Raw genomic sequence first — 25,224 nt, forward strand, 5'->3', positions numbered from 1 at the left:
GGCCCGGTCAGCTTTTTTCGAAAAAAGAAACAAAAACGATCAGCATCAGAACACTGGTGATTACGCCACAGATCAGGAAACCCATGCCGGCTCCGAAATTTTCGGTGATTGCGCCGGCGATGAGATTCCCGATGGGGGTTGTTCCGAGCAGAGAAAAAGAATAAATACTCATGATTCTTCCTCTGAATGCGTCACTTGTGTTAAGTTGCAGGGTAAGGTTGGCGGTTGACAGGAAAACGATCGTCAGAAAGCCAATCATGATAAGCAGTGCGACCGTTAATGCCAGCGAGTGAACGAAGTTGAGTGAGACAAACAGCAGTGAGTCCAGAAAGGCACAGGTAAACAGCCTTCGCATATGGTTGCCTTCTTTGCCTCCGGATGCAATCAGAAACGATCCAACGAGCGAGCCGATGCCCAGTGCTGACATCAGTATCCCGTATCCGCCGACACTTTGTTTTAGAACATCGACCGCATAGATTGGAATAATCACATAAAAATTCATCAAAAAGGTGCTGAGTATAAACAGCGCCAAGACGGTGCTTAACATCGTTGGCGAGCGTCGAATATGGATAAACCCTTTGTAAATTTCGGACAGTACTTTTTCTTGATCACGCCGGATGGCGGGATTTTTTATGCGGATTCGTTGGATCAAAATGATCGCGGGCAGGAAACTGATGCCGTTCAATAGGAATAAAAAACTGGGATGAAGCTGAGTCAGCAGCAGCGCGGCTAAAGCCGGGCCAATTATTTTGGCGCTGTTGAAGACCACCATATTGAGACCAATGGCGCTGCGAAGCTCATTTTTGGGCACGATTTCCGGGACGAAAGACTGGCGGGCGGGTGTATCGACGGCATTAATCAACCCGGAAAGCACCGATAAGGCAAAGATTTCCCAATAGGCGTGATGACCGAAAAATACGATCAGTGACAAGAGCAGGGCCTGAATCATTGCGGCGGTCTGGGCAAAAACAATAATCTGTTTTCGGGGATAGCGGTCGACCAAAACACCGGCAAAAAGCGAAAAAAACAGGACCGGTCCAAACTGGGCAACGCCAAGTAATCCCAACAACAGCGCGGATTTTGTGATGGTGTAAACAAACCATTGCAGCGCGGTGATTTGAATCCATGTTCCCACCAGGGAAATGGATTGACCAAACCAAAAGTATCGAAAATCGCGGTACTTCAAAGCGGGGAAAGAATTTTTGAGATCAGTTCTTAATATCGTATTTTTCATCTTCGCCAACCTCCGTTGCTATTAGTTTACCCAGTTTGGGGTATAAATAAAAGCAGTCAATGACAAAATCGAAAAGCAATCAGATTCATCAAGACAGCCGACTTAGTTGATAATGACTTGATCAGGAAAGCGTTTGAATAAGTGTGAAAATGTTTTCTGATACGCTAAGCATGAAAATAATTTCACTATTGCATTTTGCTTGATTTAGTCATTACAATGTACTCAAATAGCATTTGAAGATCGATCAATTCATTGATTCAGACATGCACCAAGCATCCGCTGCTCTTTAAGACCCTGAATTTTTATACGTTCCTGAAAGGTATCTGTTGATTCCTTATTTATATTGGGAAGCCGAATGCATCATTTTTGTACATCCGGTACTTTTAATTTTTCTATTCAATATTATATTGCTTTAGGAGGTAAATATGATGACGAAACCCTGTTTTATCGGATTTGATTGCGGAACAATGGGAACAAAAGTGGCATTATACGACGTCGACGGGATCTGTCTGGCAGAAGCTTTCGCGGAAAATGAATTCTCGTATCCTCATCCCGGCTGGGTGGAAATGAATGCAATGAAGTATTTTGAAAACATTGTAAACGGTATCACTGAATGCCTGCAAAAGTCAGGTGTGCCAGGTGAAGCGGTCAAGGGAATATCTTCCAGCGGGATTGTCGACGGAACCGTTCCCGTCGACGAGGATTTTAATCCGGTCGGGCCGTTTATTCCTTATCTCGATATGCGTGCCCAGGAAGAGGCGGCTCAAATCCGAGAAAACTGCGAACCCATCTGGGTACAGGAAAGCGGAAAAACCGGGATCGGCCCGGACTGTGTACCGATGGTCATGCGATGGCTTTACAAGAATAAAATACCATATGTCGAAAAAGCAAAAAAATTCGTAAATATTTCGCCATTCGTTACCGGAAAACTTGGTGGATTCAAAGCCAAAGACGCGTACATCGATTGGTCGATGGCTTCAGGGTGGCTCGTTGGGTTTGATCTCGAAAAAAATACCTGGTCCGAACGCCAGTTTAAAATGTTTGAAGTGCCAACTGATATCCTGCCAAAAATTGTTGCGCCGTGGGAAGTGGTCGGTGGTGTTTGCGAAGAAGTAGCACGACGGACCGGATTGAAGGCGGGTACGCCGCTTGTCGCCGGCGCTGGCGACCTGATGGTTTCAACGCTGGGAGCTGGCGTTGTCGGACCCGGACAGGCATTTGACGTCGCTGGCACCGCATCAATCATGACCTTTATCACGACCGATATTCAGGCCGCCGTCAACAATAAAGTACTGGTGACAAGCAAACATATATTTCCGGATGAACTGTGTCTCTGGGGCTGTCTGTCATCCGGCGGATTTTCCCGCGGCTGGTATCGCGACGGCATCTTGAACTTAAAAGGAATTTCACCCGCCTATCCGATGATGGACGCGCTCGCTGATGCGGTCCCTCCCGGAGCACTCAACCTGCTTTTTGCCCCCTATCTTACCGGTACGATGACACCTTCCTGGCCGGATGCCAAAGGAACCTTTATGGGATTAACGCCCAGCCACAATCAGGCCCATTTGTGGCGTTCGATGATGGAATCGGTGGCCTATGAATACCTGCTTTTCCTCAAATCATTAGAAGAACAGGGCGTCTATTATGATCGTGTTATTGGCGTTGGCGGTGGCGCAAAATCGCCGATATGGAATCAGATCAAATCCGATATGCTCAACGTACCGTATACCCTGATTTCCACTCAGGATACCGGCGCTTTAGGAAATTGCGTGATTGCCGCTCACGGAACCGGCTATGTGTCCGATATGATCCAGACGGTTAAAAAATGGTCACAGGAAACCCGTACCTTTACACCGAGAGCGGAATACAATGATTTCTATAATCAAGTTTTCGAAGTGCGTCAGGAAATTTTCAATGGACCGCTCGATGAGATCTTTAAACTCTGGTCAAAGATCGAGACCATTCAACCGCCGAAATAAGCAGCATCAGTTTTAATCCTTGTTTTTTCAAGAGCATCGCATTGCGATGCTCTTTTAAAGTTAACGCCAGTTATCAAAAAAATAAAGCGGATGGCTGAATTCAGTTTGTTTTACTGAAAAGATAAATTAAGTCAAAAAAATGGCATACTTACTTTTATTAGTGGCAATAAAATGATATAATACAATCATCCATTAAAAACGTTTATCATAGAAAAATGAGGAACCGGCGTGATCAAAACGAAAAAAATCACAACCGGCTTCAGGAGGAACAGATCATGTTTATCGCAAGACAGCCTATTTTTAACACAGAAATTGAAGTGATTGGATATGAATTGCTCTATCGTTCCGGCAATCAGTCACAAGAATACGATGGTGTTTCGTCCGAAGAATCAACGGCGTCGGTTATTATCGGATTGTTTGAAGCCGGCTTGGATAATATCATCGAAGACAAATATGCCTTTATCAATTTCGATGGTAACTTTATTCATACCGATGCGCTGGAACTGATAGAACCGGATCGCCTGATCGTCGAAATGCTGGAAGATGTCGAAGTGGACGATTTGCTGACGGATCGTTTAAAGGAAGTCAAGCATAAGGGCTATCGCATTGCGTTGGACGATTTCCGGGAAAGTTATAACGATTATCCGCTTACGGAATATGCGGACATCATAAAATATGATCTGCTGGCGACTCCGTTAACAACGATCGCAATCGATGTCGACAAGGCGCTGCTGAATAAAAAAACGATATTGGCGGAAAAAGTGGAAACGGAAGAGGATTTCCTGATGGCTAAGGAAATGGGATTTCAGTTGTTTCAGGGCTATTTTTTCTGCAAACCGCACATCGCTGGCAAATCATTTGATAAATCCGCTTCTAAAGGTCAGTATATTCGGATCATCGCCGAGCTGAAAAAGGACGAACCGTCATTTGAAATGCTATCGGAAATTGTTGAGCAGGACGTCACGTTGGCCTACCGATTTTTGCGCGTGGTCAGTTTTCGAAAAGGCAGTGATTTGGTCTATTCGATCAAAAGCGCCTTAACCTATATGGGCCTCAATGAAATCGAGCGCTGGATCAATATCCTGATGCTCCAGGATTTGGGAAAATCGAAACCGAAGGAATTGATGAAAATATCGCTGATTCGCAGCAGCTTTTCGGAATCGCTTGCCGAGCATTTAGGACTCAATGGCCTGGCCCATGAAGCGTCTTTGATGGGACTGCTCAGTGTCTTGGATGCGATGCTGGATCAAAGCATGGAGGAAGCACTCGATGGCATCGCACTGCCGGATTCCATCCTGGCAGCGTTGATTGATCATGAAGGCATTTTGTTACCGGTTTACGAATTGCAGATTGCCTACGAAACCGCCGATTGGTCGACCGTCGACGCGATTTCAAAGCAATTCAGTATTGATGCCGATCAATTATTTGAAGAATATATGATCGCGCTGGAATGGGCGAATGATGTCGTTGGCAAGATCGCATGAATTTGTGTAATGAGATTTCGCGTTGACTGGCTGCAAAGCGCACGGCAGTAGCGTGATGCTCCGACAAGAAAAAAGGAGAAAAAGAGATGATTTTTTTTATAATAATTTTCGTTGTTGGCCTTGCCGTATTTTTTGCAGGCATCCGCATCGTCAGACCGACGAGCCGCGGACTGATTGAGACCTTGGGGAAGTACTCGAAATTTGCCGAACCGGGTTTTCATTGGATCCTGATTGGGGTGCAAAAAATTTATGTGGTCAACATAACGGAACAGATGTTTAATGCGGAACCGCAGGTCATCATCACCAATGACAATCTTAATGCCACGGTTGATGCACAAATTTATTTTAGAGTTAAATCGGATGAAGAAAGCGTCAAGAATTCTGTCTACAATGTCAATGATTATAAAATGCAGATTGTCAATCTTGCCAGAACCACGTTGCGTAATATTATTGGTACCATGACCTTGAAATCGGCGAACAGCGAGCGCAGCATCATCAACACGGATTTACTTGTGACATTGAAAGAAGAAACGGATAAATGGGGTATTGATATTGTTCGCGCTGAACTGCGGGAGATTGATCCGCCGCAGGATGTTCAGGAAACGATGAACAAGGTCGTTAAAGCGGAAAATGAAAAAGTTGCTGCGATTGATTTTGCAACGGCGACGGAAACCACCGCTGATGGGGTTAAACGGGCGGAAATAAAGAAAGCAGAAGGCATCAAGCAGGCGCGAATTCTGGCGGCCGAAGGCGAAGCCCAAGCCATTCAGCTCGTGAATGAAGCGGCCGATCGGTATTTCATTGGCAACGCGCAAGTGTTAAAAAAATTGCAGACGACAGAAATTGCGCTGAAGAACAATGCCAAAGTTGTCGTGCCGGCAAATACGGAATTAATCAATGTGATCGGAGAAATGTCCGGCGTCTTACCGCTTGAAAGATTAAAAGCGGACTGAGCTAATTGAAGAAGATCGCGGGGCGACGCTTAGTTTGTCGACAACCTGCTTACTCTTTATCTTTTTTTAGCTGGCGGAGGTTTTTAACCATCATGCCAAACGTTTCATGCTCAACCAGGGTCGGATCAAAGCGCATTATTCTGAAAGTTGCTTGAATACACAGGCCAATGGCAAAAGCCGAAAGCACGGTACCGAGACCAACCATGCCGCCCAGCAGTCCGCCGATAATGACGACGCTGACTTCCAGGAGAATACGGCAAAAGCCAACCGGAAGATTGGTTTTACGGGTGACTGCGACCATCAGGCTATCCCGGGGACCGGCCCCGAAGGCTGAGGAAATATAGAAGTAAGTTCCCAGTGAAATGATGAAAAGGCCGATGATCATCACGAGCGCACCAAGCCAGAAATTGTGGATCAGCGGAATCAGATTCAAATTGAGAATGAGATCCATAAAGAAGCCGATCATAAACATATTGAAGATGGTTCCCAAACCGATTTTTTCGCCGAGCAGGCAGACGATGGCAACGATAATGGCACCAACGACGGTATTGACCAAACCGATGCTTACCCCCAGAGTCTGACTGATGCCGCTATGAAGGACTTCCCAAGGGGCATAGCCAACATTCGCCTTCATCGTGACAATGATTCCCAACCCGTAAAGAAACAGCCCAAAGTTGAGCTTTAAAAAGCGGACGATATATGTTTTCATCATGGACTCCTTTTGTGTGAACACCATCATTTTGAAACTGCCCAGAAAAAAAAGTCAGTAAAATATTTTTCTTGTCTTTGGCAATAATGAAAACAGTATAACACAAAATGAAAGTGAGAAAAAGATCAAATGATATTCAGGGATCGCAATAACGAAGCGACTGGTTAAAAAACCGCTCGGGGATTCAGCGGATGATGTTTGTTTAGTCGAGATTGTGCTATACTACAGATAATAAAAAAGTTGAAGCGCATTGCTTCGGGAGGTTGAATATGAAAGTAATCGGAATTAACGGCAGCCCGCATGGGGAAGGAAACAGCTTCACGGCTTTAAACATCGCGGGCGAGATTTTCAAACAGAATAGCATTGATTTTGAGATTTTCAATGTGGGGATGAAAGCGGTTCAAGGCTGTACCGGTTGTAATGCCTGTGGCAAGAATAAAAACGAAGAGTGTATTTTTACCAAAGATGTAGTTAATGAGGGCATCCAGAAAATTAAAAAAGCGGATGGCATCATCCTTGCCAGCCCGGTTCATTTTTCGGGAATCAGCGGAAATATGAAATCATTTCTGGATCGTGCTTTTTATGTAGCGGGAGCGAATGACGGCCTGTTCAGACACAAAGTGGCGGCAGCAATGGTCGCTGTCAGACGCTCAGGTGGCGTTGCCACGGTGGACCAGCTTAACCACTATATCACCTATTCGGAGATGGTAATGGCAACCGGAAATTACTGGAATGTGATTCATGGCCGCAAAGCCGGCGAAGCCGAGCAGGATACCGAAGGGGCGCAAGCCATTGAGGCCACTGCTGAAAATATGGTTTGGCTGATGCGGCTGATCGAAAACGGGAGAGGCGTTATTGCGGAACCGCATCCGTATAAAAAAACGTATATGCATTTTATCCGTTAGAAAATTTAACGACGGATTCATTCCCTGAAAAAAAGCCACCGCAAGTTCTGTTGCGGTGGCTTTTTTAGGGGTGTATTGTTTTAGTGAATAACAATATTGACAGGTCCGATGCCACCCTCAATGTCAATGGTGTTACCGGCTGATTTTGAACCAGTGCCGTTTTCGGAAATCCCGGAACCATTAACGGTAATGGGCCCTAAACCCTGTTCGGCATCAATGAAATAGTCAGCGGCATTGCCGGAAATGGTTAAATTGGTTTGACCGACGCCACAATCGAGTTTCATCGCTCCGGTGATTACCCCCTGCATTTCAATCAGACCAACCCCACCTTCGATATCAAAATCCTTGAGAATTGCATCAGAAAAGCTTACCGCACCGGCACCGCCTTTGAGCTTCCCAGAGTTTGCTTGAACATGTGTAGCGACAATTTCTCCAGCCCCCTGGGAAATGATTAAATCATCCGTAACGATATTTTTTATCTCGCCGCGTCCCGCACCCAATTCAAGATCGACATTTTCCAGTTTTGTGTTTTCCGGAACAGTTACCACTAAAGTCGGGGTCTCGTTCTGATGGAATAAATTGGTCAACAAATTCCGGACGCCTTTTTCAGTGATGACGAGTTCACCGTTTTCCATTTTGACATCCAAGTTTGATGAAAGATCGGAGCCTTCCACATTAAACTGACTCCCGGTTTGAAGGATTAGATTTCCGGCATCAAAGCTGATGGAAATCGATTCCGGTTTTTCGGTGTAATCCTGGCTGTAAGAAGCATTCGGTTTCCCGATCTGTTCGAATTCATTTTCAATTAGACCCAAGCCCTGTAAAACGTAGATGCCGCCATTGACAATGGCGGAAATAATCCCCAAGGCTAAAACGAGGCCAAAAGCAATAGCGAAATATTTAATCCATCCGTTATCTGATTTCATTTAATTTCAGTGCCTCCAAAAATGCTGGTGCTGTTGATATAAATGGTCGGCGGATTTTCGCCAAGTGGCTGGATCGCTTTATTTGTCGTGCCCCCAAAAATTGGCGTGCTGGAGACCTCAACACGGATATTGTTCGGAACCAGAATATCGATACCACCGAATACGGCAGTCGATGAGATATAGATATCCTCATTGATGATCGCTTGTCTCAGATCCAACGAGACACTGCCAAAAACGGCGGTTAAGCTCGCCCCTTTGAATTCTTTACCCGGAAATTTAATTCCTGAGCGCCAAATATTGCAGAATATTCTATCAGTCCATCCTTGTTTATACTTTCAATCTGTTTGAGGTTGCGGTTGAAGTTCCCCTTAAAAATGACACTCAAACCAATAGCGATGATGATGATGGGAAAGATCAGATCAGCAATTAGCTGTCCGCTGAAAAAGCCCTGGGCGGAAGCGAACAATAACAAACCAATGCCTAAACCAATAGCATTCCAAAGTTGAACACCATTTTGGAACATACTGATGGCGCAGGGAATAATGATAAACAGGGTCCATTAGCCATTAAAAAACAGCTCAAAGTTCCATAGACCAAACGCATTTCCGGCAAAACCCAGACCGAAAGCAACTAACAAGAGCCCCCATAACAGGTTACCAACTCGATTTCTCGTTTTATCTCCTTTATTGTGAAATTTATTAACATTATAGCATGCTTTTATCAATTTATACAAACGAGAAAAGAATAAAATTGAAAAAAAAGCAAAACTCTGCTCTTGATTAAGGTATTAGAATGTGGTAATGTATAATAAATAAATGCACCAAAACTGAAAGCGATGAATACGAAGAACCAGCTTGCCAGATCGCTCAGAGAATTCATCAAAAATGATCAGCTGAGCCGTGAGTAAATTATGAATGCGAGTAAATAGTTGTGAGTCTATAATTCGGTATCATGCATCATGATCATGCGGTACTTGTTTATTCGTAAGAAAGAGGGAGAGTTCATTTTATGGATATGAATTTGAAAGACTATGAGGAAACTGCAGAAATTATCAAAGCGCTGGGCCATCCAATCCGACTCTGCATCACAAAAGGACTGATAGCAAAAGGACGATGCAATGTCTCTTATATGGAGGAATGTCTTGAGGTATCTCAATCCGGTGTTTCCCAACACCTGTCTAAACTGAAAAATGCCGGGATTGTGAAAGGTTTTCGAGCGGGAAACGAAATTTACTATGAAGTTGTCAGTGAACCGGCGCAGAATATTATCCGCGCATTGTACGGAGAGGATTAGTAAAAAATTATTCTGATGGTAGGCTTTTGCAAATCGAAGATATCGATTTATGAAAGCCTGTTTTTTTTGTTGAATTGCACAACTGCAATAAATAAAACCGGTCATAAAACCAATTCAGTGGTGGGGCGGACATTTCATTTGGATAAAAAAGTATAAAAGAAATTTGACAAAACGGTCAATAAATAATATAATAAAAATACAAATTATTAATTAGGAGTTATTCTTATTCATGAAAAGTAAACAAATACAATTGTTCACGGATATGATTCGTGGAGCCGGATTAAAGGCAACACCACAACGTATTGGTGTTCTCAAAGTTTTGTCAGAAATGACATCCCATCCAAGTGCAGAAATGCTGATGGAGACCCTTGAAAATCAAGGTAATATCATGTCTGTTGGCACAATTTACAATATTCTGGAAACATTTTCCGAAAAAGGATTGATTCTAAAACTTAAGGATAATCAAGAAGTGATGCGTTTTGATGCGAATACGAAGTTTCATGTTCATATCTATAACGAAAAGGACAATAGAATCTGTGATTATTTTGATCCCGAACTTGAAGTGCTGCTTTCTGGTTATTTTGAAGAAAAGCTGCCTGAGCAATTCTCTTTAAACCGGATTGAATTATCTCTTTACGCCTAATAGCGCAAGATATTAAAAAGAGTCTGATTATTCATATCAGACTTTTTTTAATTGGGGTGAAAGATCAATCTGATCGACGCTTGAAAGACCGTTGTTTCTCAGTTAAGAAGCGAGTTTTCACTTTTAATTTAAGATGAGATAGTGTATAGTAGTGTATAGTAAGTGCAATAAAAATAAATTGAAATTAATTCTTTGGAGGATATTATGTCAGAAACAAACCCAGTTGTAAAAATCGAAATGGAGAATGGTCAAACGATGAAGCTGGAGCTTTATCCGGAAACGGCACCAATCACCGTTGAAAACTTTTTAAAACTTGTTAAGGACGGATTCTATGATGGATTGACTTTTCATCGGGTCATACCAGGCTTTATGATTCAGGGCGGATGCCCGATTGGCAACGGTACCGGTGGACCCGGACACAGTATCAAAGGTGAATTTTCCGGAAATGGCGTTGTTAACGATCTTAAGCATGACCGCGGCGTGATTTCCATGGCAAGATCCGGCATGCCGAATTCGGCAGGCTCGCAATTTTTTATTATGGTGGCAGATGCCCCCTTCTTAGATGGTCAATATGCCGCCTTCGGGAAGGTTACCGATGGTATTGAAACAGCTGATGCTATTGTTGCTGTTGATCGCGACGGTTCGGATAAACCTCGTCAAGATCAGGTTATTAAAAAAATTGAAGTAGTTGCCTGATTTATATTTAGAAACCATTATGTTTTATGCTAAAATAAAATAAAAAGGATGTGAATGCAATGGCAAAGTATTGCCCCAAATGTTATGCGGGTCTTCGCGATGACGCGACTGTTTGTAGTAACTGCGGCACTGTCTTGGAAAAAGAAGTTGTTGCTGAAGAGAATATCACGGGTGGCGTTTTCGACAACGAAAATATTTCCCATGATGTTACTGGCAAAGAAATTGTTGGTGAAACCGTCGCTGACGAAACATCTTCCGATGAGATGATTGCTGATGGAGTTGTTGCTGATGATATCGGGACAACAGAAATCATCGCGGCAGAAAGTGTTGCCAGTGATCCGATTCCGGCTCAGGCAGCCCCGCAAAAACCATCTGCTGTTGACAAAACTGAAGAAGTCATGACGTTGGGAGACTGGATGCTGACGCTTTTACTGACCTACATTCCCATTGTCAATATCATTATGCTGATTATCTGGAGTGTGGATGCGAGCACAAACGTCAATAAAAAGCATTTTGCATGGGCTTCACTGATCTTCATGGGGATCGGCATTGTCCTTTCTATTATATTTTCGAGTATTGTCATTGCAATCATGGCTTCAGCGATGCATTCAATGAGATATTATTAAACAAAAAAAGAACTGTCAAATGGCAGTTCTTTTTTTTGTGTCGATAAACTCCGTACCGACAATTGTTACATCATGTTGTATGCCTCAGAGCGGACAGCTCGAAGAGTGTCCGATTCTGCAGCATACAACCGATTAACAATTGGTCGGTACTGTGTTAGCAATTTTATTGTCTTAATTATATTTTATTTTCGAGAGCACCAAATTTCCGAAAGCGATGATAACGGTTTTGCGTCAGTGTCTCGGTGGGGATGATCTGTTTTTTTCGAAAGCTCTTATAGAGGCTGAGTTTCAATTCTTGATAGACATTTTTGAAATCCCGATGGTTTTCAGAGATGATTTTATCGATCACATCCAGTTCCAGTAAATCCTGAGCTGTTAATTTCAGACAATTAGCGGCTTCTTTTGTTTTTGATGGGTCCTTCCAGAGGATACTGGCGCAGCCTTCCGGAGAAATTACCGAGTAGATGGCGTTTTCAAGCATCCATACTTCATCCGCAACGCCCAGTGCCAAAGCGCCGCCGCTGCCGCCTTCGCCAATGACGACGGAAATTACCGGCACCTTCAGGCTCATCATTGCCATCAAATTCTGAGCGATGGCATGACCCTGGCCACGTTCTTCGGCGCCAATTCCGCAAAAAGCACCAGAGGTATCGATCAAACAGACGATTGGCCGATTGAATTTCTCAGCCAGGTGCATTTGACGCAGGGCTTTCCGGTAGCCTTCCGGGTGAGGGGAACCGAAATTTCGCCGAATCCGGGACTTGGTATTATTCCCGCGTTCCTGGGCAATAATGGTTACCGGCATATCCATCAGATAACCCAGCCCGGCGATGATGGCGGGATCATCGCCGAAACAGCGATCGCCGTGGAGTTCGATAAAATCGGTAAAGATATTGTCGATGAAATCCTGTCCGGTGGGTCGTGTTTTCTTGCGGGCTAATGCGACCCGTTTATATGCTTCCATTTTCATCACCGCCTTTTGGTATGGAGTGGAGGGCCAATAGCTTAGTCAACGTATCTTTTTGCAGATTACGGTGAACAATCCCATCAATAAACCCTTTTTCAAGTAAAAATTCAGCTTTCTGGAAACCTTTCGGCAAACGCTGGCGAATCGTCTGTTCGATGACGCGTGGTCCGGCAAAGGCAATCAGGGCATCCGGTTCGGCCAATATGATATCGGCTTCCATGGCAAAACTGGCGGTTACACCGCCGGTGGTGGGATCGGTGAGGAGTGCGATATATAAAAGTCCGGCATCGCTGTGACGCTTGACACCACCGCTTGTTTTGGCCATCTGCATCAGCGCCAGCATCCCTTCCTGCATCCGGGCGCCACCGGAAACGGTAAATCCAATTACGGGAAGACGGTGCGCTGTCGCATATTCAAAAAGCAGGGTAATTTTTTCACCAACGACCTGTCCCATACTTCCCATCATGAAGGTGACTTCCATGACAAACATAGCCACTTCATGACCGTTGATTTTTCCGATGCCGGTGATGACGCCTTCTTTTTCATGGCTGAAGAGCGTCGCCTGCGTTAATTTTTCTTCATATTCCGGAAATTCCAATCGATTGATTGAAGCGAGATCCGGATGGAGTTCGGTAAAACTATTGGCATCGGCAATCATGTTGAGTCGCTGTCGGGCGTTAATTCGAAAATGATGTCCGCATTTGGGGCAGATCTGGTAATTATTATCTAAATCCGAGGTGAAAATCAACTGTTTGCATGAGGGACAGCTGCGGCAAAGTTCTGTTGGTATGGCCGGATCACCTTGTCGCTTGACGCGATGATGGCCTTCTAATTCATTTTTTGGTTTTTTAAATAGACCTTTACTAATCATTTAAAACTCCCTTTCTATTCCGACCAGGGTTTGCCTAATTCGTTTTCCATAAAATCAGTATAATAGTCCCCTTTCACAAATAGGGGATGGCTTAAAATATCAAGTAGAATCTGGCTGGTATGGTCGATTCCTTCAATGACCAGCTCACACAAGGCGGCTTTCATTTTCCGAATCGTCAGTTCTCTGGTTTTGGAGTGAACAATCAGTTTTCCGACCATTGAATCATAGTACGGCGGAATGGTATAACCCTGATAAAGCAGGGTATCGAACCGTACCCATGGGCCTCCGGGGACATGGAGAAAGCTGATCGTTCCACAGTTTGGCCGAAAGTCAAGCAGCGGGTTTTCGGCATTGATCCGGCATTCGATGGCATGCCCCTGGATATGAACATCTTCCTGCCCGAAGGTGAGGGGTAAACCGGCAGCGATCCGAATTTGCCACTTAACGATATCGATTCCCGTGACCATTTCAGTAATGGGGTGTTCCACCTGGAGTCGGGTGTTCATTTCCATAAAATAAAAATGCTTCTGCTCGTCCATCAGGAATTCAATGGTGCCGGCATTTTCATAACCAATGGCCAGAGCGGCCTTTCGGGAAATCGCCATCATCGTTTCACGGATTTCAGGTGTCAGCGAAGGGGACGGACTTTCTTCGAGCAGCTTCTGATTCTTCCGCTGGATCGAACATTCCCGTTCCCCGAGAGCGACCACATTTTTATGCTGGTCGCAAAGCAGTTGGATTTCGATATGCTTGACATGCGTTAAGAATTTTTCCAGATAAACGCCGCCATCACCGAAGGCATTTTCTGCTTCCTGGCGGGCCAGCTGAAATTCGTTTAAAAAAGCCGCTGAATTTTCGACCAGACGAATGCCTTTGCCACCGCCGCCGGATCGTGCTTTGACAAGCAGGGGATAGCCAATTTCATCGGCTTTTTTCTGCGCTTCGACCGGATCATCCACGATATCGGTGCCGGGAACGATGGGGACCCCGGCGGCGGACATGGTTGAACGGGCCTGGTCTTTGTCGCCCATCTTCTGGATAATTTCCCAGGTCGGTCCGATAAAGGCAATCCCGCACTGGGCACATAATCGGGCAAATTTAGGGTTCTCAGAAAGAAGGCCGTAACCCGGGTGAATCGCTTCGGCTCCGGTGAGTACGGCGGCTGACAAAATCGCTGAGATATTAAGATAACTGTTGACAACCGGCGCCGGTCCAATACAAATGCTCTCATCGGCCAGACTCACATGAAGACTGTCTTCGTCCGCTTTTGAGAAGACCGCTACGGTGGCGATGCCCATTTCTTTGCAGGCTCTGATAATTCGCAGGGCGATTTCTCCGCGATTGGCAATGAGTATTTTAGTAAACACGGTTGCCTCCTTAGTCCATCAGGGCAAATGAAAATTCGCCAACAACAGCAACCTTGCCATTCACCTTGCCGGAACCGCTCGCAAAATAAAAGGGTGGTTTGGACCGGGTAATGTTGCATTCGATTTCCAGGGTGTCGCCAGGAAGCACCTTTTGTTTGAATTTAACCTTGTTCAGACCTGTGAAGTATGGCGTTTTTTTCGCATTGTTCACTTCAGCCAGCAGAACACAGCAGGTTTGGGCCATGATTTCACATAAAACAACACCCGGTACAACCGGATTTCCGGGAAAGTGACCCTGTAAAAACCATTCATCACCTTTTACGGTATAACGTCCTGTAGCAGTATTAGCATCTGTTTTTTCAGCCTCATCAATCAGGAGCATCGGTTCCCGGTGGGGCAAAATCGTTTTTAATTCGTCACGTTTCATATTAATTTCCTTCTTGAATGCGGTAAAGAACCTGACCAAATTCAACAACTTGACCATTTCCAACACATACTTCCATAATGGTGCCGGCAGTTTCAGCAGTAATTTCATTCATCAGCTTCATCGCTTCAATAATACAGAGGGTATCACCGGCTTCAAAATGCTGTCCTGTTTTTACATAGGCTGGTTTATCGGGCTGACTGCTCTGATAGAATACGCCGACCATCGGCGATTTTATTTCTTTCCAATTTGCATCGATTGTTTTTTCTGTTGCTTCAGCGGTAGTGGTTTTAACTTCAGCTAAAACCGGTTGGATTCCAGCCTCCGGAAAGTTGCCTGATAAAACGGTGGCCGGCTGAGCTGAACCAATTTCACGTTTCAGTTCTATTTTCAGATTACCCTGATCAATGGCAAGACTCGTCAGATTTTCTTCAGACATGACCTTGGCCAGGGTCTGAATGGTTTCAGTGGTTAATTCCATTTTTTACACCCCCGCGTATTTTGTAAATGCCAGACAAGCGTTATGACCGCCAAATCCCAGCGAAACGGATAAGGCCACGTCGCTTTGCACCAACCGTTTTTGGTTGGGGACAACATCCAGATCACAATCAGGATCTGGTTCGACATATCCGATGGTGGGGGGGATAACCCCGTCTTTTAAGGCCATAATTGAAGCAATGGCTTCGATGGCACCGGCGGCACCTAACATGTGTCCCGTCATCGATTTCGTCGAGCTTACCAGGGTACGTGAAATATGATCACCCAAGGCTTTTTTAATCGCAATGGTTTCTGATTTATCGTTCAGCGGGGTACTGGTACCGTGGGCATTCACGTAGAACTGCTGATCGTTAAGGTCCAATCCCGTCGCGACGGCCTCATCCAGAGCCAGCGTGATGGCCCGGGCTCCGCCAATGGCTTCTGGGTGGGGCGCAGTGATATGATACGCATCACAGGTGTTGCCATAGCCAACGATTTCGCCATAAATTTTCGCGCCGCGCTGCAAGGCAGTTTCCAAATCTTCCAAAATAACGGCACCGGCACCTTCGCCCATGACAAAGCCACTGCGACGTTTGTCAAAAGGAATCGAAGCCTGAGTCGGATCGCTGACGGTGGTTAAAGCCATACAATTCGTAAAGCCGGCAATCGAAAGTGGTGTAATACTGGCTTCGGTTCCGCCGGCAATGATGGCATCGGCATAACCATGTTTAATGGCCCGATAGGCTTCACCAATCGCATTGGTTGAAGTTGCGCAAGCGGTGACCACTGGCAGACAGGGACCCTGGGCATTGTAGCGAATGGCGATGGTGCCGGCGGCAATATTTGAGATCATCATCGGGATAAAGAAAGGAGAAATTCGGCCGGGACCTTTGGTGGCCATTTTTTCGCACTCAGTAATAAAGGTGTGAATGCCGCCAATTCCGGATCCCATATAAACGCCTAAACGGGTCGGATCGACATGTTCCTGAACACCGCTGTCTTCCATTGCCTGAATGGCGGCTCCCAGTGCATACTGGGTGAATAGATCGGTTTTTCTGATTTCGTTTTTCTTGATGTAGTCCAGGGGTTCAAAATCATTGACTTCCCCGGCAACGGTTACTTTCAAATCAGTGGTATCAAATTTTTTGATAAAATCGATCCCGCATTTTCCGTTAACCAGGTTTTTCCATAGGGTGTCCACCGTGCATCCCACTGGGGAAATGGCACCGCATCCTGTTATTACAACTCTTCGTTTCATTGATTACTCCTAAATATAGAGACCGCCATCAACTTTAATGACTTCTCCAGTAATATAGTCTGATAAATCACTGCTTAGATAAACACAGAGGTTTGCAATGTCCTCTGCTTGTCCCAAACGTTTTAACGGAATGAGTTTTATGATTTCATCCCGTATTTCAGGTTTGAGATCTTTGGTCATGTCCGTATCGATAAATCCCGGCGCAATGGCATTACAAGTAACGCCTCGCACAGCCATTTCTTTGGCGGTGGATTTGGTCAGACCAATGAGTCCCGCTTTGGCAGCGGCATAATTGCATTGCCCCACGTTTCCCATGAGTCCGGACACCGACGAGATGTTGATAATTCGACCTTTTCTTTGTTTTAAAAAGTAAGAACCGGCATGTTTGGTCATATTAAAGGCACCTTTTAAATTGGTGGCAATAACGGTGTCAAAATCTTCTTCCTTCATCGCAATCAGCAGCTTATCCCTGGTGATGCCGGCATTATTGACAAGAATGTCGAGACTGCCGAAATCTTTGATGACCTGAGCAACCATTTCTTTGGTCGCTTTGAAATCGGATACGTCACATTGATAGCTGAGGGCTTTGACGCCCATGGCCAGCAGTTCATTTTTAGTTTCTTCAGCTTGTTTTTCGCTTCCGCGATAAACGAGGGCAACATTACCGTGTGCTTCAGCAATTTTAAGGGCGATAGCCCGGCCAATGCCTTTGGCGCCGCCGGTGATGAGCGCGGTTTTTCCTGTTAACATTCGAAAGACCAGTCCTTTCCAGCATTTTTGGTTTCAATATAATCGGTCAGTATCTGCTCGCAGTGATAATAAGCGACAGACGGATTTATTTTCTTTAGAAATCCCCCCAGCGTCGTTCCGGGACCACACTCAATAAAGGTTTTGAAGCCGTCATCGATCATGCGACGGATTGTTTTTTCCCAAAGTACCGGATGGTTGATCTGATGAATAATATGGGATCTGATATCGACGGGTGAATCCGGGTATGGTTCGGCATAAGCATTGGAATAAAGGGGGATAGACCCTGGTGAAAAAGTCAATTCGAAAACATCTTTTTCCAGCAGTTTTGTTGCATAAGTCATGAAAGGGGAATGAAATCCACCCTGTAAACTCAGCGGGATCGCTCTGCCGCCCGAATCTTTAACACGTTTAACAAACGCCGTGACATCGCTCTTTAACAGGGACACCACCAATTGACCGGGACAGTTGTAATTGACTGGATAGCACTGGTTGAACTCTTTGCATATTGCTTCTACTTGCGTGTTATTCCGTCTTAAAACCGCTACCATGGCAGCATCAATTTTACCGGCGGCGGCATCCATAGCCTGACCACGCTTTTTAACAAATTTCAATCCATCTTCCAAAGATAACATACCAGAGGCAACCAGACCGGTCACTTCACCCAATGAAAAGCCGGCCAATCCCTGAATATCAACGCCGATAGCCGTCAGTGTTTCCAGGGCAGCCAGCTCCACCGCAAAAATACAGGGCTGGGTATTAAAGGTCTTATTCAATTCTTCGATCGGACCTTCAAAACATTGTTTTAAAGTCCCGACGCGTAGGGATTCTATCTGATCAAATACTTTTTTTGAGGTGGGACTCTGTTCATATAATGGTTTTCCCATTCCGACAAACTGTGATCCCTGACCCGGAAAGAGTACCGCTATTTTACACATTGAAGGCCTCCTTTTAAAGCAGTTTCTGTTTCTTCAATCAGTGTTAAAATAATATCTTTGGCACTTTGTTTTTCTTTAATCATGCCTGCGATTTGTCCGGCCATAAAGCATCCTTTCTGAGCATCTCCTTCCTGGGCGGCAATACGCAGGGCACCGCGACCGTACTCTTCCAGCGTTTCCCGAGGCGTGGAGGGGTCGTTTTCTGCTTTCACAAAGTCTCTTGAAAATGAGGTTTTCAGAGAACGAACCGGATGCCCCAGTGATTTTCCACTGAGAATGGTATCGATGTCTTTGGCTTTAATAATTTTGTCTTTATAGTTTTCGTGGATATTGGTTTCATCAGCGACCAGGAATCGTGTTCCCAGCTGAACACCAACGGCACCCAGCATCAGGGCTGCCGCAATGCCTCGGCCATCACCAATGCCGCCAGCAGCAATCACTGGAATCGATACGGCATCGCAGACTTGAGGGACCAGAGGCATGGTCGACATTTCGCCAACATGCCCGCCGGACTCGCCGCCTTCAGCGATGACGGCGGTTGCGCCAGCGCGTTGCGCAAATCGGGCCAGTCCGGTGGAAGGGACGACCGGGATCACTTTAATACCGGCTTCGATCCATATTTTCATGAACTTACCGGGGTTGCCGGCGCCGGTGGTGACCACCGGTACTTTTTCTTCAATCAGAACCTGAGCAATTTTGTCCACATGTGGATTCATCAGCATGACGTTAATGCCAAAGGGTTTGTCAGTCAGGCTTTTTACTTTTTGTATTTCCTGTCGCAGCCAGTTTTCATCAGCATTCATTGACGAGATGATCCCCAGACCACCGGCATTGGAGACGGCAGCTGCAAGCTGGGCATCGGAGATCCATGCCATTCCTCCTTGAAGAATGGGATATTCAATGTTCAACAAATCGCACAGTGGTGTTTTAATCATCCGGATACACCTAAGCGATTGCTTTTTCGATCAATCCTACAACATCAGCGATGGTTTTCAGCTCGGTATCCATTTCAATGCTTGTATCAAACGATTCTTCCATTTCCATTACTAATTCAACGGTATCCAATGAATCCAGTTCAAGTTCCTCAAAGGTTGAATCCATACTTACTTCCAGTTCCGGTTCCTCTTTGTAATTACGTAAAATTTCTACTACTTTTTCAAATACCATTTGTTTAATCCTCCTAAGATTAGCTATAATTATTTTAATTTTTATAAGTGTGTTTCATTTTTTTTCGCAAATTAATTTATCTGTGAAAAAGATCGGCGATCAGAATGACTTCTTTGACCATTCCAGTACGCAGGCACCCGTTGTCAGACCGCCGCCAAAAGCGGACAATGCGATTCGCATGCCGGGCTTGAGTTTTCCCTGACGATTCATTTCATCCAGCACCAGTGGAATACTGGCTGCCGATGTGTTGCCGCAGGAATTGATCTGCAAGGCAAACTTTTCCATCGGAATCTTCAAGCGTTTTGCCGCGCTCTTGATAATGCGCAGGTTTGCCTGATGGGGAATAATAAAGTCCAAATCTTCGAATGTGATTCCGGCCTGTTTGACAACGGTTTTTAAATCATTGCAAATGGCGGCAACCGCAAAGCGGTAGACTTCATCTCCGTCCATGAGTAAATAAGGACTGGGAGTCTCCTGATCTTTCAGCAGGGGATGATTTCCCTTCGCCCAGGGGATGCAAAGCGCGTGTTGATTACCGACGGATGTCAAACGAATGGCCTTGAGATCATCGCCATTTGAGAGTATCGCCGCACCGGCGCCATCTCCGAAAAGAACAGCAGTGCTGCGGTCTTTCCAATCCACCAATTTTGACATGGCATCCACCGCCACCACCAGAATTTTCATTTCCCGGTTGCGGCAAAAATAAGCGTCCGCCAAATCCAAACCATATATAAATCCTGAACAGGCAGCATTGAGATCGAAACTGGGACAGGTTGCTTCCAGTTTTTCCTGTATTAGACAGGCAAGCGAAGGGGTGACGGTGTCGCCGCCCAGTGTTGGACAGATAATCAGATCCAGTTCCTTCGGGTTGATATGCGCGTTGTCAAGGGCATTGAGGCTGGCTTCAAGTGCGATATCCAAAATGGATTCCTCAATACAAATATGTCTTGCCTCGATTCCGGTTCTTGAAACGATCCATTCGTTTGATGTTTCAAAGTATTCGGTGAGGTCATCATTGGTCTGAATTGTTTTTGGCAATGCAGACCCTGTGCCAATAATTGAAAAGGACATTTGTGCCTCCAAGCATCAAGGAGCAGGAATTTATTTGTCTGATAACCTTGATATTTTTTTTGCGAAAAAGCGGTTTAATTTTTCCATTCCCTGGATTAAAACTTCTTTTTCATCATCTGTCATTTGTCGGGTAATTTCTTTAACCATTTTCATATGAAAATACTGATGGATTTTATCGATCCTTAAACCTTTATCCGTGAGCCGGACATATACGACTCGTCCATCGATGCTGCTTTTTTCTTTTACTACGTACCCTTTTTTAGCGAGTTTATTTATCGCAATGGTGACTGAAGGCAGCGTAATTTTTTGACTTGCGGCAAGGTCACTGATGGTTTTTCCATCGTTTTTGTTTTTTCCCACATCCTCAATGAGATGCATTTCACTGATGGATAAATCAGTATTGGCAGAGCTCTTTAGCAGATCTTCTTCATATTTCAAGACATTGCTAAAGGTATCTACCAAAACTTCATTGAGTTGAGAAGAAAAAGATTCCACAAAGATACCTCCATAATTAATTAGATAGTCAAACTAATTATAATCCAAAAAAAATATTTGTCAAGAAAAGCTCGCCGTCAGGGACGGTTTCTTTAGATTATTCGTTGAACAATACCGATTTACTAGGAATCGATTTCTGCCATCAGTTCATTCATTAATGATTCCACGGTTGTAATTTCTGTGATTTTGTAGGCATTGGCGCCCGAAAAAACATAACCATTTGCTAAGTCGCCGCGTTTTCCGGCCATCAGCGCTAAACCGATACAATAGGGAGATGTTTTATAGTCACAGGATTTAATGCAATTAAAGGGGCAGTTGACGGGTTTCCTTAAACCGGCCTTGACTTCTTCAAGAAAATGATTGTGAATGGCCCGGCCCGGCAATCCAGCGGGACTGACAATGATTTCAATATCCGATTGTTTGGCATTGAGCATCGCTTCTTTAAAGGCGGATGCCGCATCACATTCTACCGTGGCGACAAATCGGGAACCTAACTGAACCGCTGCTGCTCCGGCTTCCAGAGTCTCTCTCACATCTGCTGCGGTGGTAATTCCGCCGCCGGCAATCAGGGGAATAGGGCGACCAGCCAGATCTTCGTAAGGTTTGATTTCTTCCAGGACGCCGGGAATAAGGCCTGGCAATTTTTGCTCCAATAATCTTTCGGGAGTCAGATCTTCATTCTTAAAACCTAAATGACCGCCAGCCAATGGTCCTTCCAGGACAATAGCATCCGGGACCACTTGATAGTGCCGCCACCAGTGTTTTAAAAGCAGCTTCGCCACTCGTTTTGATGATATGATTGGTGCGATTTTAGTTGCAGAATTCCGGGTTAATTCCGGAAGGGTTAAAGGGAGACCAGCTCCTGCGAAAATGATGTCGACGCCGACTTCCACAGCATCCTTGACGATCTGTTCGTATTGAGTCAGAGCGACCATGATATTAAGCCCGATTGGACGATTGCCGGAAATCTCTTTGGCCCGCTTGAAGTGATCTTCCAAGGCCTGTCGGTCGGCAAGTTTCGGATTTGTTTTGTAGTTCGGGTAATCACAACCCATTTCCACACTGGAAAGCACACCAAGACCGCCATTCTTCGAGACAGCGCCGGCAAGGCTGGAAAGGGAAATGCCAATACCCATACCACCTTGGACGATGGGCTTTGAGAATTCCAGATTTCCAATATTAAATTGCGTTTTCAAAAAAAAAACCTCCTCTGCAATTGATATTGCGATTGGAGGTTATCATAGCATAATTAAGTTTGAAAAGTAAAGAAAAAGCTACGGCTCAATAATTTTTTCAGGATTATTTTGCTTAATCTTAAGAAAAGACCATTTCGTTTCGGCGGTGATGATCCCGATAAAAATAATGATGCAGCCCATGAACATCGCCAAGGTGAATACATCTCCGAGCAGTATAATTGATAAGGTGCTGCCGAAAACAGATTCCAGACTGAGTATAATCGCCGCATGGGTCGAGCTGGTGTATTTCTGAGCCATGTTTTGCCCCAAAAACGCCAGAAAGGTACAAAAAACACCGAGATACACACCGCTGAGAAGGCCGGGAACCGGAACCGAAACGGTAAATTCTCCGGAAACAATAACGTAAACTAAAGAGACGATTGCGGCAAAAGCTAATTGAATAACGGTGAGCGCAATGGGATCATGCTGCTTCGAAAAAATACCGACGACCACAATATGGCAGGCAAAAAGAAAGGCGCAGAGCAGCGTCAATACATCACCCGAATTGCAGGAAAACCCTGTTGAAAAATCAATCGTCAACAATGCCAGACCAAGCAGCATGATAAAAGCGGCGATAAAATTATAAAGATCGGGTTTCTTTTTTTTGACAGCCCAGTAAATAAAGGGCACCATAATCACATTGGTAGCGGTCAGAAAGGCCTGTTTCCCGGCAAGGATGTATTGCAGACCGATCATCTGCGCAGCGAAAGCAGAAAAAAGGAAAAATCCGATGATGCAACCAGCCTTAATGGTTTCTTTAGATAAATGCTTGAGGTTTTTTCGAAAAATGATGCCTGATAAAAGGGCGGCGACGCTGAAACGCAGGGCCATGAGCATCATCGGCGTCATCGAATCCAGGGCGCTTTTTGATGCAACGAAGCCGCTGCCCCATACCAGGGCAACCGCAAGGAGTCCGAGATCAGCGTAAAGTGAATGTTTTAAAGTTTTTTCCATGGTGACTTCCTTTCTGAATTCATCAGTTAATTATAACGAAAAAGACGGCTATAAGCAAAAATATTTTGTTATCCAGAAAAAATGAGTTATAATAAATACATGAATAATTGTCAGTGAGAAAGCCGCACCAAACAATTAAATAATTTCAAACGACATAAGGAAAATGAAATGAAACTTGTATTAGTAAGACATGTAGAAACAACCGGCAATGTGGAACACCGGCTTAATGGCCATACGGAATCGCAATATACAAGTCGGGGTGAGGCCATGAAGGAGCTGCTGGTTGAAGAATTGATTGCGCTGGACGAAAAATTAGCTTTTGATAGAATATACAGCAGTCCGACTTCCCGGGCTTACAAAATTGCCGCCGACGTCGGGGCGGCAACCGGAAAACAGATTCAGGTGGATCATCGCCTCCGCGAGTTTAACTTCGGGATTTTTGAAGGTAAAACCAGAGACGAATGCTGTGAAATAGCAAAAGATGAATGGGATTTATGGATGGAGGATTATCTGGACTATGTTGTGCCGGAAGGTCAGAGTCAACGGGAATACCATATTTTATGCAAGGAATTTTTGAAGGAATTGAATTCAGACGAAACGGTGTTGGTGGTCGCTCATGGTGGAACCGTACACGGGATGCTCACCAGTCTTCTGGAGCTTCCCATTGACAGCAAGTGGCATTTTGATATCAGATTAGGCAGTATTACGGTTGTCAACTACAATGACGGCTTTGGAATGCTGTCAACCATGATGACACCGCCATATGATGAATTAATAAAGAACCAGCCGTCTTTGAGAGAATCAAACGTATCGGTAATGAAAGCATCAGTCGTCAACGGCTGATATTGAATAGAAGAGGAGAGAAAATAATTTTATGCTCGTAGTAGCTTATGATAATCGAAGTGATATTGAAATAGAAGAGTCCATATTGGAAGAAATTGAAGATGCCATGAAGCGAACCCTGCTTCACCGGGAAATTGGGGTGGAATGTGAGATCAGCTATTCATTTGTAAATGCGGATGAGATCAAAGAGCTCAACGCAACCTATCGTGGAAAAGATGCCGCCACCGATGTTCTGTCATTTCCCATGCATGAAGATTTTTTATATGATCGTGTCGCCATTTTAAAAGAGAATTCACACCTGCCTTTGCTGCTTGGCGATATCGTTATTTGTGTTCAGCAGGCGGTCGCTCAGGCAAAAGAATATGGAAACAGCCTGACCCGGGAGCTCTGTTATCTGTCTGTTCATAGTGTGCTTCATCTTCTGGGGTATGACCATATGGAGGATGATGACAAATCCGTGATGCGCCGCATCGAAAAAGAAATCATGGGTGATCAGTAGGACATTCTGAGTTTCAGAATTAGTTTGGGCGAAACTGATCGTCAAGCAGACGGCACTTTGGAAGTCTACAAAGAATTATATAACCAGGAGGTGGGAAAGATCAGAAGAAAGCTTGCAAAAAGTTTCTCTTATGCCATCGATGGAATAAGATATACGATTAAAACCCAGCCGAATATGCGGGTTCATCTTGGCGTCGGCATGATTGCCGTTGCGGCAGGGATTGCGTTTAGAATCGCAAGTTATGAGTGGCTGGCGCTGGTGATTGTGATCTGTTTTGTATTTATCCTGGAGATCATCAACACCGCCATTGAAACCCTGGTGGATCTTTATACCGAAGAATATCACCATTTGGCAAAGGTTGCAAAAGATACCGCGGCAGGAGCTGTGATGGTTGCAGCGATCATGTCCGTTTGTGTGGGCCTGATTATCTTTTTACCGAAAATAATGAATTGGTTTTTTTAAC

Annotated in this window: 30 protein-coding genes; 11 read left to right on the forward strand and 19 right to left on the reverse strand. The window is 44.9% G+C overall.

Annotation, left to right across the window (positions count from 1 at the left end):
* Positions 1–7: 7 nt before the first annotated feature.
* Positions 8–1,234, reverse strand: a complete 1,227-nt coding sequence (locus GH808_RS01630) for an MFS transporter (RefSeq protein ID WP_186841066.1) — start codon at positions 1,232–1,234, stop codon at positions 8–10.
* Between the two features lie 425 nt (positions 1,235–1,659).
* Between GH808_RS01630 and GH808_RS01635 the strand changes: the two genes are divergently transcribed.
* From GH808_RS01635 to GH808_RS01645, 3 genes are all read left to right on the forward strand, one after another.
* Positions 1,660–3,213 carry an FGGY-family carbohydrate kinase gene (locus GH808_RS01635; RefSeq protein ID WP_186841067.1) on the forward strand — a complete coding sequence of 518 codons (1,554 nt, stop codon included), beginning with the start codon at positions 1,660–1,662 and terminating at the stop codon, positions 3,211–3,213.
* Positions 3,214–3,488: 275 nt separating this feature from the next.
* Positions 3,489–4,697 carry an EAL and HDOD domain-containing protein gene (locus tag GH808_RS01640; RefSeq protein ID WP_186841068.1) on the forward strand — a complete coding sequence of 403 codons (1,209 nt, stop codon included), beginning with the start codon at positions 3,489–3,491 and terminating at the stop codon, positions 4,695–4,697.
* 86 nt (positions 4,698–4,783) lie between these two features.
* Positions 4,784–5,650 (forward strand): SPFH domain-containing protein, encoded by an 867-nt coding sequence (locus tag GH808_RS01645; protein WP_186841069.1) that lies wholly within the window; start codon positions 4,784–4,786, stop codon positions 5,648–5,650.
* Positions 5,651–5,699: 49 nt separating this feature from the next.
* On the opposite strand, the gene GH808_RS01650 is transcribed toward GH808_RS01645, so the two are convergent.
* The gene (locus tag GH808_RS01650) at positions 5,700–6,362 is read right to left on the reverse strand and encodes a YczE/YyaS/YitT family protein (RefSeq protein WP_243166059.1); all 663 of its coding nucleotides are present in this window, start codon (positions 6,360–6,362) and stop codon (positions 5,700–5,702) included.
* Positions 6,363–6,628: 266 nt separating this feature from the next.
* Between GH808_RS01650 and GH808_RS01655 the strand changes: the two genes are divergently transcribed.
* Positions 6,629–7,264 (forward strand): flavodoxin family protein, encoded by a 636-nt coding sequence (locus GH808_RS01655; protein WP_186841070.1) that lies wholly within the window; start codon positions 6,629–6,631, stop codon positions 7,262–7,264.
* 80 nt (positions 7,265–7,344) lie between these two features.
* Here GH808_RS01655 and GH808_RS01660 read toward each other — a convergent pair whose 3' ends face one another.
* From GH808_RS01660 to GH808_RS15260, 3 genes are read right to left on the reverse strand one after another with little or no spacing between them, the layout of a single operon-like run.
* Positions 7,345–8,190: a DUF4097 family beta strand repeat-containing protein gene (locus GH808_RS01660; protein ID WP_186841071.1), complete on the reverse strand. Its 846-nt coding sequence runs from the start codon at positions 8,188–8,190 to the stop codon at positions 7,345–7,347.
* The gene (locus tag GH808_RS15255; protein WP_243166060.1) at positions 8,187–8,408 is read right to left on the reverse strand and encodes a LiaF domain-containing protein; all 222 of its coding nucleotides are present in this window, start codon (positions 8,406–8,408) and stop codon (positions 8,187–8,189) included. Before GH808_RS15255 ends, GH808_RS01660 begins: the two co-directional genes overlap by 4 nt.
* A gap of 23 nt (positions 8,409–8,431) precedes the next feature.
* Positions 8,432–8,713, reverse strand: a complete 282-nt coding sequence (locus GH808_RS15260) for a hypothetical protein (protein ID WP_243166061.1) — start codon at positions 8,711–8,713, stop codon at positions 8,432–8,434.
* Positions 8,714–9,198: 485 nt separating this feature from the next.
* Here GH808_RS15260 and GH808_RS01670 point away from each other — a divergent pair, with 485 nt between their 5' ends.
* The 4 genes from GH808_RS01670 (at position 9,199) to GH808_RS01685 (ending at position 11,448) form a co-directional block, all read left to right on the forward strand.
* The gene (locus GH808_RS01670; protein WP_186841072.1) at positions 9,199–9,483 is read left to right on the forward strand and encodes an ArsR/SmtB family transcription factor; all 285 of its coding nucleotides are present in this window, start codon (positions 9,199–9,201) and stop codon (positions 9,481–9,483) included.
* Positions 9,484–9,712: 229 nt separating this feature from the next.
* Entirely contained in the window at positions 9,713–10,126 is a 414-nt protein-coding gene (locus GH808_RS01675) for a Fur family transcriptional regulator (protein ID WP_186841073.1), read from the forward strand.
* A 204-nt stretch (positions 10,127–10,330) separates the two neighbouring features.
* Positions 10,331–10,822 (forward strand): peptidylprolyl isomerase, encoded by a 492-nt coding sequence (locus GH808_RS01680; protein ID WP_186841074.1) that lies wholly within the window; start codon positions 10,331–10,333, stop codon positions 10,820–10,822.
* 59 nt (positions 10,823–10,881) lie between these two features.
* The gene (locus GH808_RS01685; protein WP_186841075.1) at positions 10,882–11,448 is read left to right on the forward strand and encodes a zinc ribbon domain-containing protein; all 567 of its coding nucleotides are present in this window, start codon (positions 10,882–10,884) and stop codon (positions 11,446–11,448) included.
* A 175-nt stretch (positions 11,449–11,623) separates the two neighbouring features.
* Here the strand turns inward: GH808_RS01685 and GH808_RS01690 are convergent, their stop codons facing one another.
* The 14 genes from GH808_RS01690 to GH808_RS01755 all read right to left on the reverse strand — a co-directional run bounded on the left by GH808_RS01690 (position 11,624) and on the right by GH808_RS01755 (position 23,419).
* The gene (locus tag GH808_RS01690; protein WP_186841076.1) at positions 11,624–12,412 is read right to left on the reverse strand and encodes an acetyl-CoA carboxylase carboxyltransferase subunit alpha; all 789 of its coding nucleotides are present in this window, start codon (positions 12,410–12,412) and stop codon (positions 11,624–11,626) included.
* A complete protein-coding gene (gene accD, locus GH808_RS01695) occupies positions 12,399–13,286 on the reverse strand; it encodes an acetyl-CoA carboxylase, carboxyltransferase subunit beta (protein WP_186841077.1) in 888 nt (295 codons plus the stop codon). The genes GH808_RS01690 and accD overlap by 14 nt, the downstream gene beginning before the upstream one ends.
* 14 nt (positions 13,287–13,300) lie before the next feature.
* Positions 13,301–14,653, reverse strand: a complete 1,353-nt coding sequence (gene accC, locus GH808_RS01700; RefSeq protein WP_186841078.1) for an acetyl-CoA carboxylase biotin carboxylase subunit — start codon at positions 14,651–14,653, stop codon at positions 13,301–13,303.
* Positions 14,654–14,663: 10 nt separating this feature from the next.
* A complete protein-coding gene (fabZ, locus tag GH808_RS01705) occupies positions 14,664–15,080 on the reverse strand; it encodes a 3-hydroxyacyl-ACP dehydratase FabZ (RefSeq protein WP_186841079.1) in 417 nt (138 codons plus the stop codon).
* A gap of 1 nt (position 15,081) precedes the next feature.
* A complete protein-coding gene (gene accB / locus GH808_RS01710) occupies positions 15,082–15,558 on the reverse strand; it encodes an acetyl-CoA carboxylase biotin carboxyl carrier protein (RefSeq protein WP_186841080.1) in 477 nt (158 codons plus the stop codon).
* Positions 15,559–15,561: 3 nt separating this feature from the next.
* Positions 15,562–16,812 (reverse strand): beta-ketoacyl-ACP synthase II, encoded by a 1,251-nt coding sequence (gene fabF, locus GH808_RS01715; protein WP_186841081.1) that lies wholly within the window; start codon positions 16,810–16,812, stop codon positions 15,562–15,564.
* A gap of 9 nt (positions 16,813–16,821) precedes the next feature.
* Positions 16,822–17,562 carry a 3-oxoacyl-[acyl-carrier-protein] reductase gene (gene fabG / locus GH808_RS01720; protein WP_186841082.1) on the reverse strand — a complete coding sequence of 247 codons (741 nt, stop codon included), beginning with the start codon at positions 17,560–17,562 and terminating at the stop codon, positions 16,822–16,824.
* Positions 17,556–18,497, reverse strand: coding sequence for an ACP S-malonyltransferase (locus tag GH808_RS01725; RefSeq protein WP_186841083.1), 942 nt, complete (start codon positions 18,495–18,497; stop codon positions 17,556–17,558). Before GH808_RS01725 ends, fabG begins: the two co-directional genes overlap by 7 nt.
* Entirely contained in the window at positions 18,485–19,432 is a 948-nt protein-coding gene (gene fabK, locus GH808_RS01730; RefSeq protein WP_186841084.1) for an enoyl-[acyl-carrier-protein] reductase FabK, read from the reverse strand. Before fabK ends, GH808_RS01725 begins: the two co-directional genes overlap by 13 nt.
* A gap of 10 nt (positions 19,433–19,442) precedes the next feature.
* Positions 19,443–19,664, reverse strand: a complete 222-nt coding sequence (locus tag GH808_RS01735; protein WP_186841085.1) for an acyl carrier protein — start codon at positions 19,662–19,664, stop codon at positions 19,443–19,445.
* 99 nt (positions 19,665–19,763) lie between these two features.
* The gene (locus tag GH808_RS01740) at positions 19,764–20,735 is read right to left on the reverse strand and encodes a beta-ketoacyl-ACP synthase III (RefSeq protein WP_186841086.1); all 972 of its coding nucleotides are present in this window, start codon (positions 20,733–20,735) and stop codon (positions 19,764–19,766) included.
* A 30-nt stretch (positions 20,736–20,765) separates the two neighbouring features.
* Positions 20,766–21,230, reverse strand: a complete 465-nt coding sequence (locus GH808_RS01745; RefSeq protein ID WP_186841087.1) for a MarR family winged helix-turn-helix transcriptional regulator — start codon at positions 21,228–21,230, stop codon at positions 20,766–20,768.
* Between the two features lie 122 nt (positions 21,231–21,352).
* Positions 21,353–22,426, reverse strand: a complete 1,074-nt coding sequence (locus GH808_RS01750) for an NAD(P)H-dependent flavin oxidoreductase (RefSeq protein ID WP_186841088.1) — start codon at positions 22,424–22,426, stop codon at positions 21,353–21,355.
* Positions 22,427–22,504: 78 nt separating this feature from the next.
* Entirely contained in the window at positions 22,505–23,419 is a 915-nt protein-coding gene (locus GH808_RS01755) for a DMT family transporter (RefSeq protein ID WP_186841089.1), read from the reverse strand.
* Between the two features lie 168 nt (positions 23,420–23,587).
* On the opposite strand from GH808_RS01755, the gene GH808_RS01760 reads away from it, so the two are divergent.
* Genes GH808_RS01760 through GH808_RS01770 form a run of 3 tightly spaced genes read left to right on the forward strand, consistent with a single transcriptional unit; the run spans position 23,588 to position 25,223 of the window.
* Positions 23,588–24,262: a histidine phosphatase family protein gene (locus GH808_RS01760; protein ID WP_186841090.1), complete on the forward strand. Its 675-nt coding sequence runs from the start codon at positions 23,588–23,590 to the stop codon at positions 24,260–24,262.
* 31 nt (positions 24,263–24,293) lie between these two features.
* Positions 24,294–24,761: an rRNA maturation RNase YbeY gene (gene ybeY / locus GH808_RS01765; RefSeq protein ID WP_186841091.1), complete on the forward strand. Its 468-nt coding sequence runs from the start codon at positions 24,294–24,296 to the stop codon at positions 24,759–24,761.
* Between the two features lie 57 nt (positions 24,762–24,818).
* The gene (locus GH808_RS01770; protein WP_207722226.1) at positions 24,819–25,223 is read left to right on the forward strand and encodes a diacylglycerol kinase family protein; all 405 of its coding nucleotides are present in this window, start codon (positions 24,819–24,821) and stop codon (positions 25,221–25,223) included.
* The last annotated feature ends 1 nt before the right edge of the window (position 25,224 follow it).

The sequence above is a fragment of the Acetobacterium fimetarium genome (genome assembly GCF_014284475.1).
Taxonomy (GTDB): Bacteria; Bacillota; Clostridia; order Eubacteriales; family Eubacteriaceae; genus Acetobacterium; species Acetobacterium fimetarium.

Coding starts and splice junctions, on each gene's coding strand:
- GH808_RS15260 (WP_243166061.1), bottom strand. CDS start 8,713: ATGTTCCAAAATGGTGTTCAACTTTGGAATGCTATTGGTTTAGGCATT.
- GH808_RS01735 (WP_186841085.1), bottom strand. CDS start 19,664: ATGGTATTTGAAAAAGTAGTAGAAATTTTACGTAATTACAAAGAGGAA.
- fabK (WP_186841084.1), bottom strand. CDS start 19,432: ATGATTAAAACACCACTGTGCGATTTGTTGAACATTGAATATCCCATT.
- accB (WP_186841080.1), bottom strand. CDS start 15,558: ATGGAATTAACCACTGAAACCATTCAGACCCTGGCCAAGGTCATGTCT.
- GH808_RS01640 (WP_186841068.1), top strand. CDS start 3,489: ATGTTTATCGCAAGACAGCCTATTTTTAACACAGAAATTGAAGTGATT.
- GH808_RS01630 (WP_186841066.1), bottom strand. CDS start 1,234: ATGAAAAATACGATATTAAGAACTGATCTCAAAAATTCTTTCCCCGCT.
- GH808_RS01725 (WP_186841083.1), bottom strand. CDS start 18,497: ATGTGTAAAATAGCGGTACTCTTTCCGGGTCAGGGATCACAGTTTGTC.
- fabG (WP_186841082.1), bottom strand. CDS start 17,562: ATGTTAACAGGAAAAACCGCGCTCATCACCGGCGGCGCCAAAGGCATT.
- fabF (WP_186841081.1), bottom strand. CDS start 16,812: ATGAAACGAAGAGTTGTAATAACAGGATGCGGTGCCATTTCCCCAGTG.
- GH808_RS01650 (WP_243166059.1), bottom strand. CDS start 6,362: ATGATGAAAACATATATCGTCCGCTTTTTAAAGCTCAACTTTGGGCTG.
- GH808_RS01740 (WP_186841086.1), bottom strand. CDS start 20,735: ATGTCCTTTTCAATTATTGGCACAGGGTCTGCATTGCCAAAAACAATT.
- ybeY (WP_186841091.1), top strand. CDS start 24,294: ATGCTCGTAGTAGCTTATGATAATCGAAGTGATATTGAAATAGAAGAG.
- GH808_RS01755 (WP_186841089.1), bottom strand. CDS start 23,419: ATGGAAAAAACTTTAAAACATTCACTTTACGCTGATCTCGGACTCCTT.
- GH808_RS01685 (WP_186841075.1), top strand. CDS start 10,882: ATGGCAAAGTATTGCCCCAAATGTTATGCGGGTCTTCGCGATGACGCG.
- GH808_RS01760 (WP_186841090.1), top strand. CDS start 23,588: ATGAAACTTGTATTAGTAAGACATGTAGAAACAACCGGCAATGTGGAA.
- GH808_RS01680 (WP_186841074.1), top strand. CDS start 10,331: ATGTCAGAAACAAACCCAGTTGTAAAAATCGAAATGGAGAATGGTCAA.
- fabZ (WP_186841079.1), bottom strand. CDS start 15,080: ATGAAACGTGACGAATTAAAAACGATTTTGCCCCACCGGGAACCGATG.
- GH808_RS01660 (WP_186841071.1), bottom strand. CDS start 8,190: ATGAAATCAGATAACGGATGGATTAAATATTTCGCTATTGCTTTTGGC.
- GH808_RS01635 (WP_186841067.1), top strand. CDS start 1,660: ATGATGACGAAACCCTGTTTTATCGGATTTGATTGCGGAACAATGGGA.
- GH808_RS01670 (WP_186841072.1), top strand. CDS start 9,199: ATGGATATGAATTTGAAAGACTATGAGGAAACTGCAGAAATTATCAAA.
- accD (WP_186841077.1), bottom strand. CDS start 13,286: ATGATTAGTAAAGGTCTATTTAAAAAACCAAAAAATGAATTAGAAGGC.
- GH808_RS01675 (WP_186841073.1), top strand. CDS start 9,713: ATGAAAAGTAAACAAATACAATTGTTCACGGATATGATTCGTGGAGCC.
- GH808_RS01690 (WP_186841076.1), bottom strand. CDS start 12,412: ATGGAAGCATATAAACGGGTCGCATTAGCCCGCAAGAAAACACGACCC.
- GH808_RS01645 (WP_186841069.1), top strand. CDS start 4,784: ATGATTTTTTTTATAATAATTTTCGTTGTTGGCCTTGCCGTATTTTTT.
- GH808_RS01655 (WP_186841070.1), top strand. CDS start 6,629: ATGAAAGTAATCGGAATTAACGGCAGCCCGCATGGGGAAGGAAACAGC.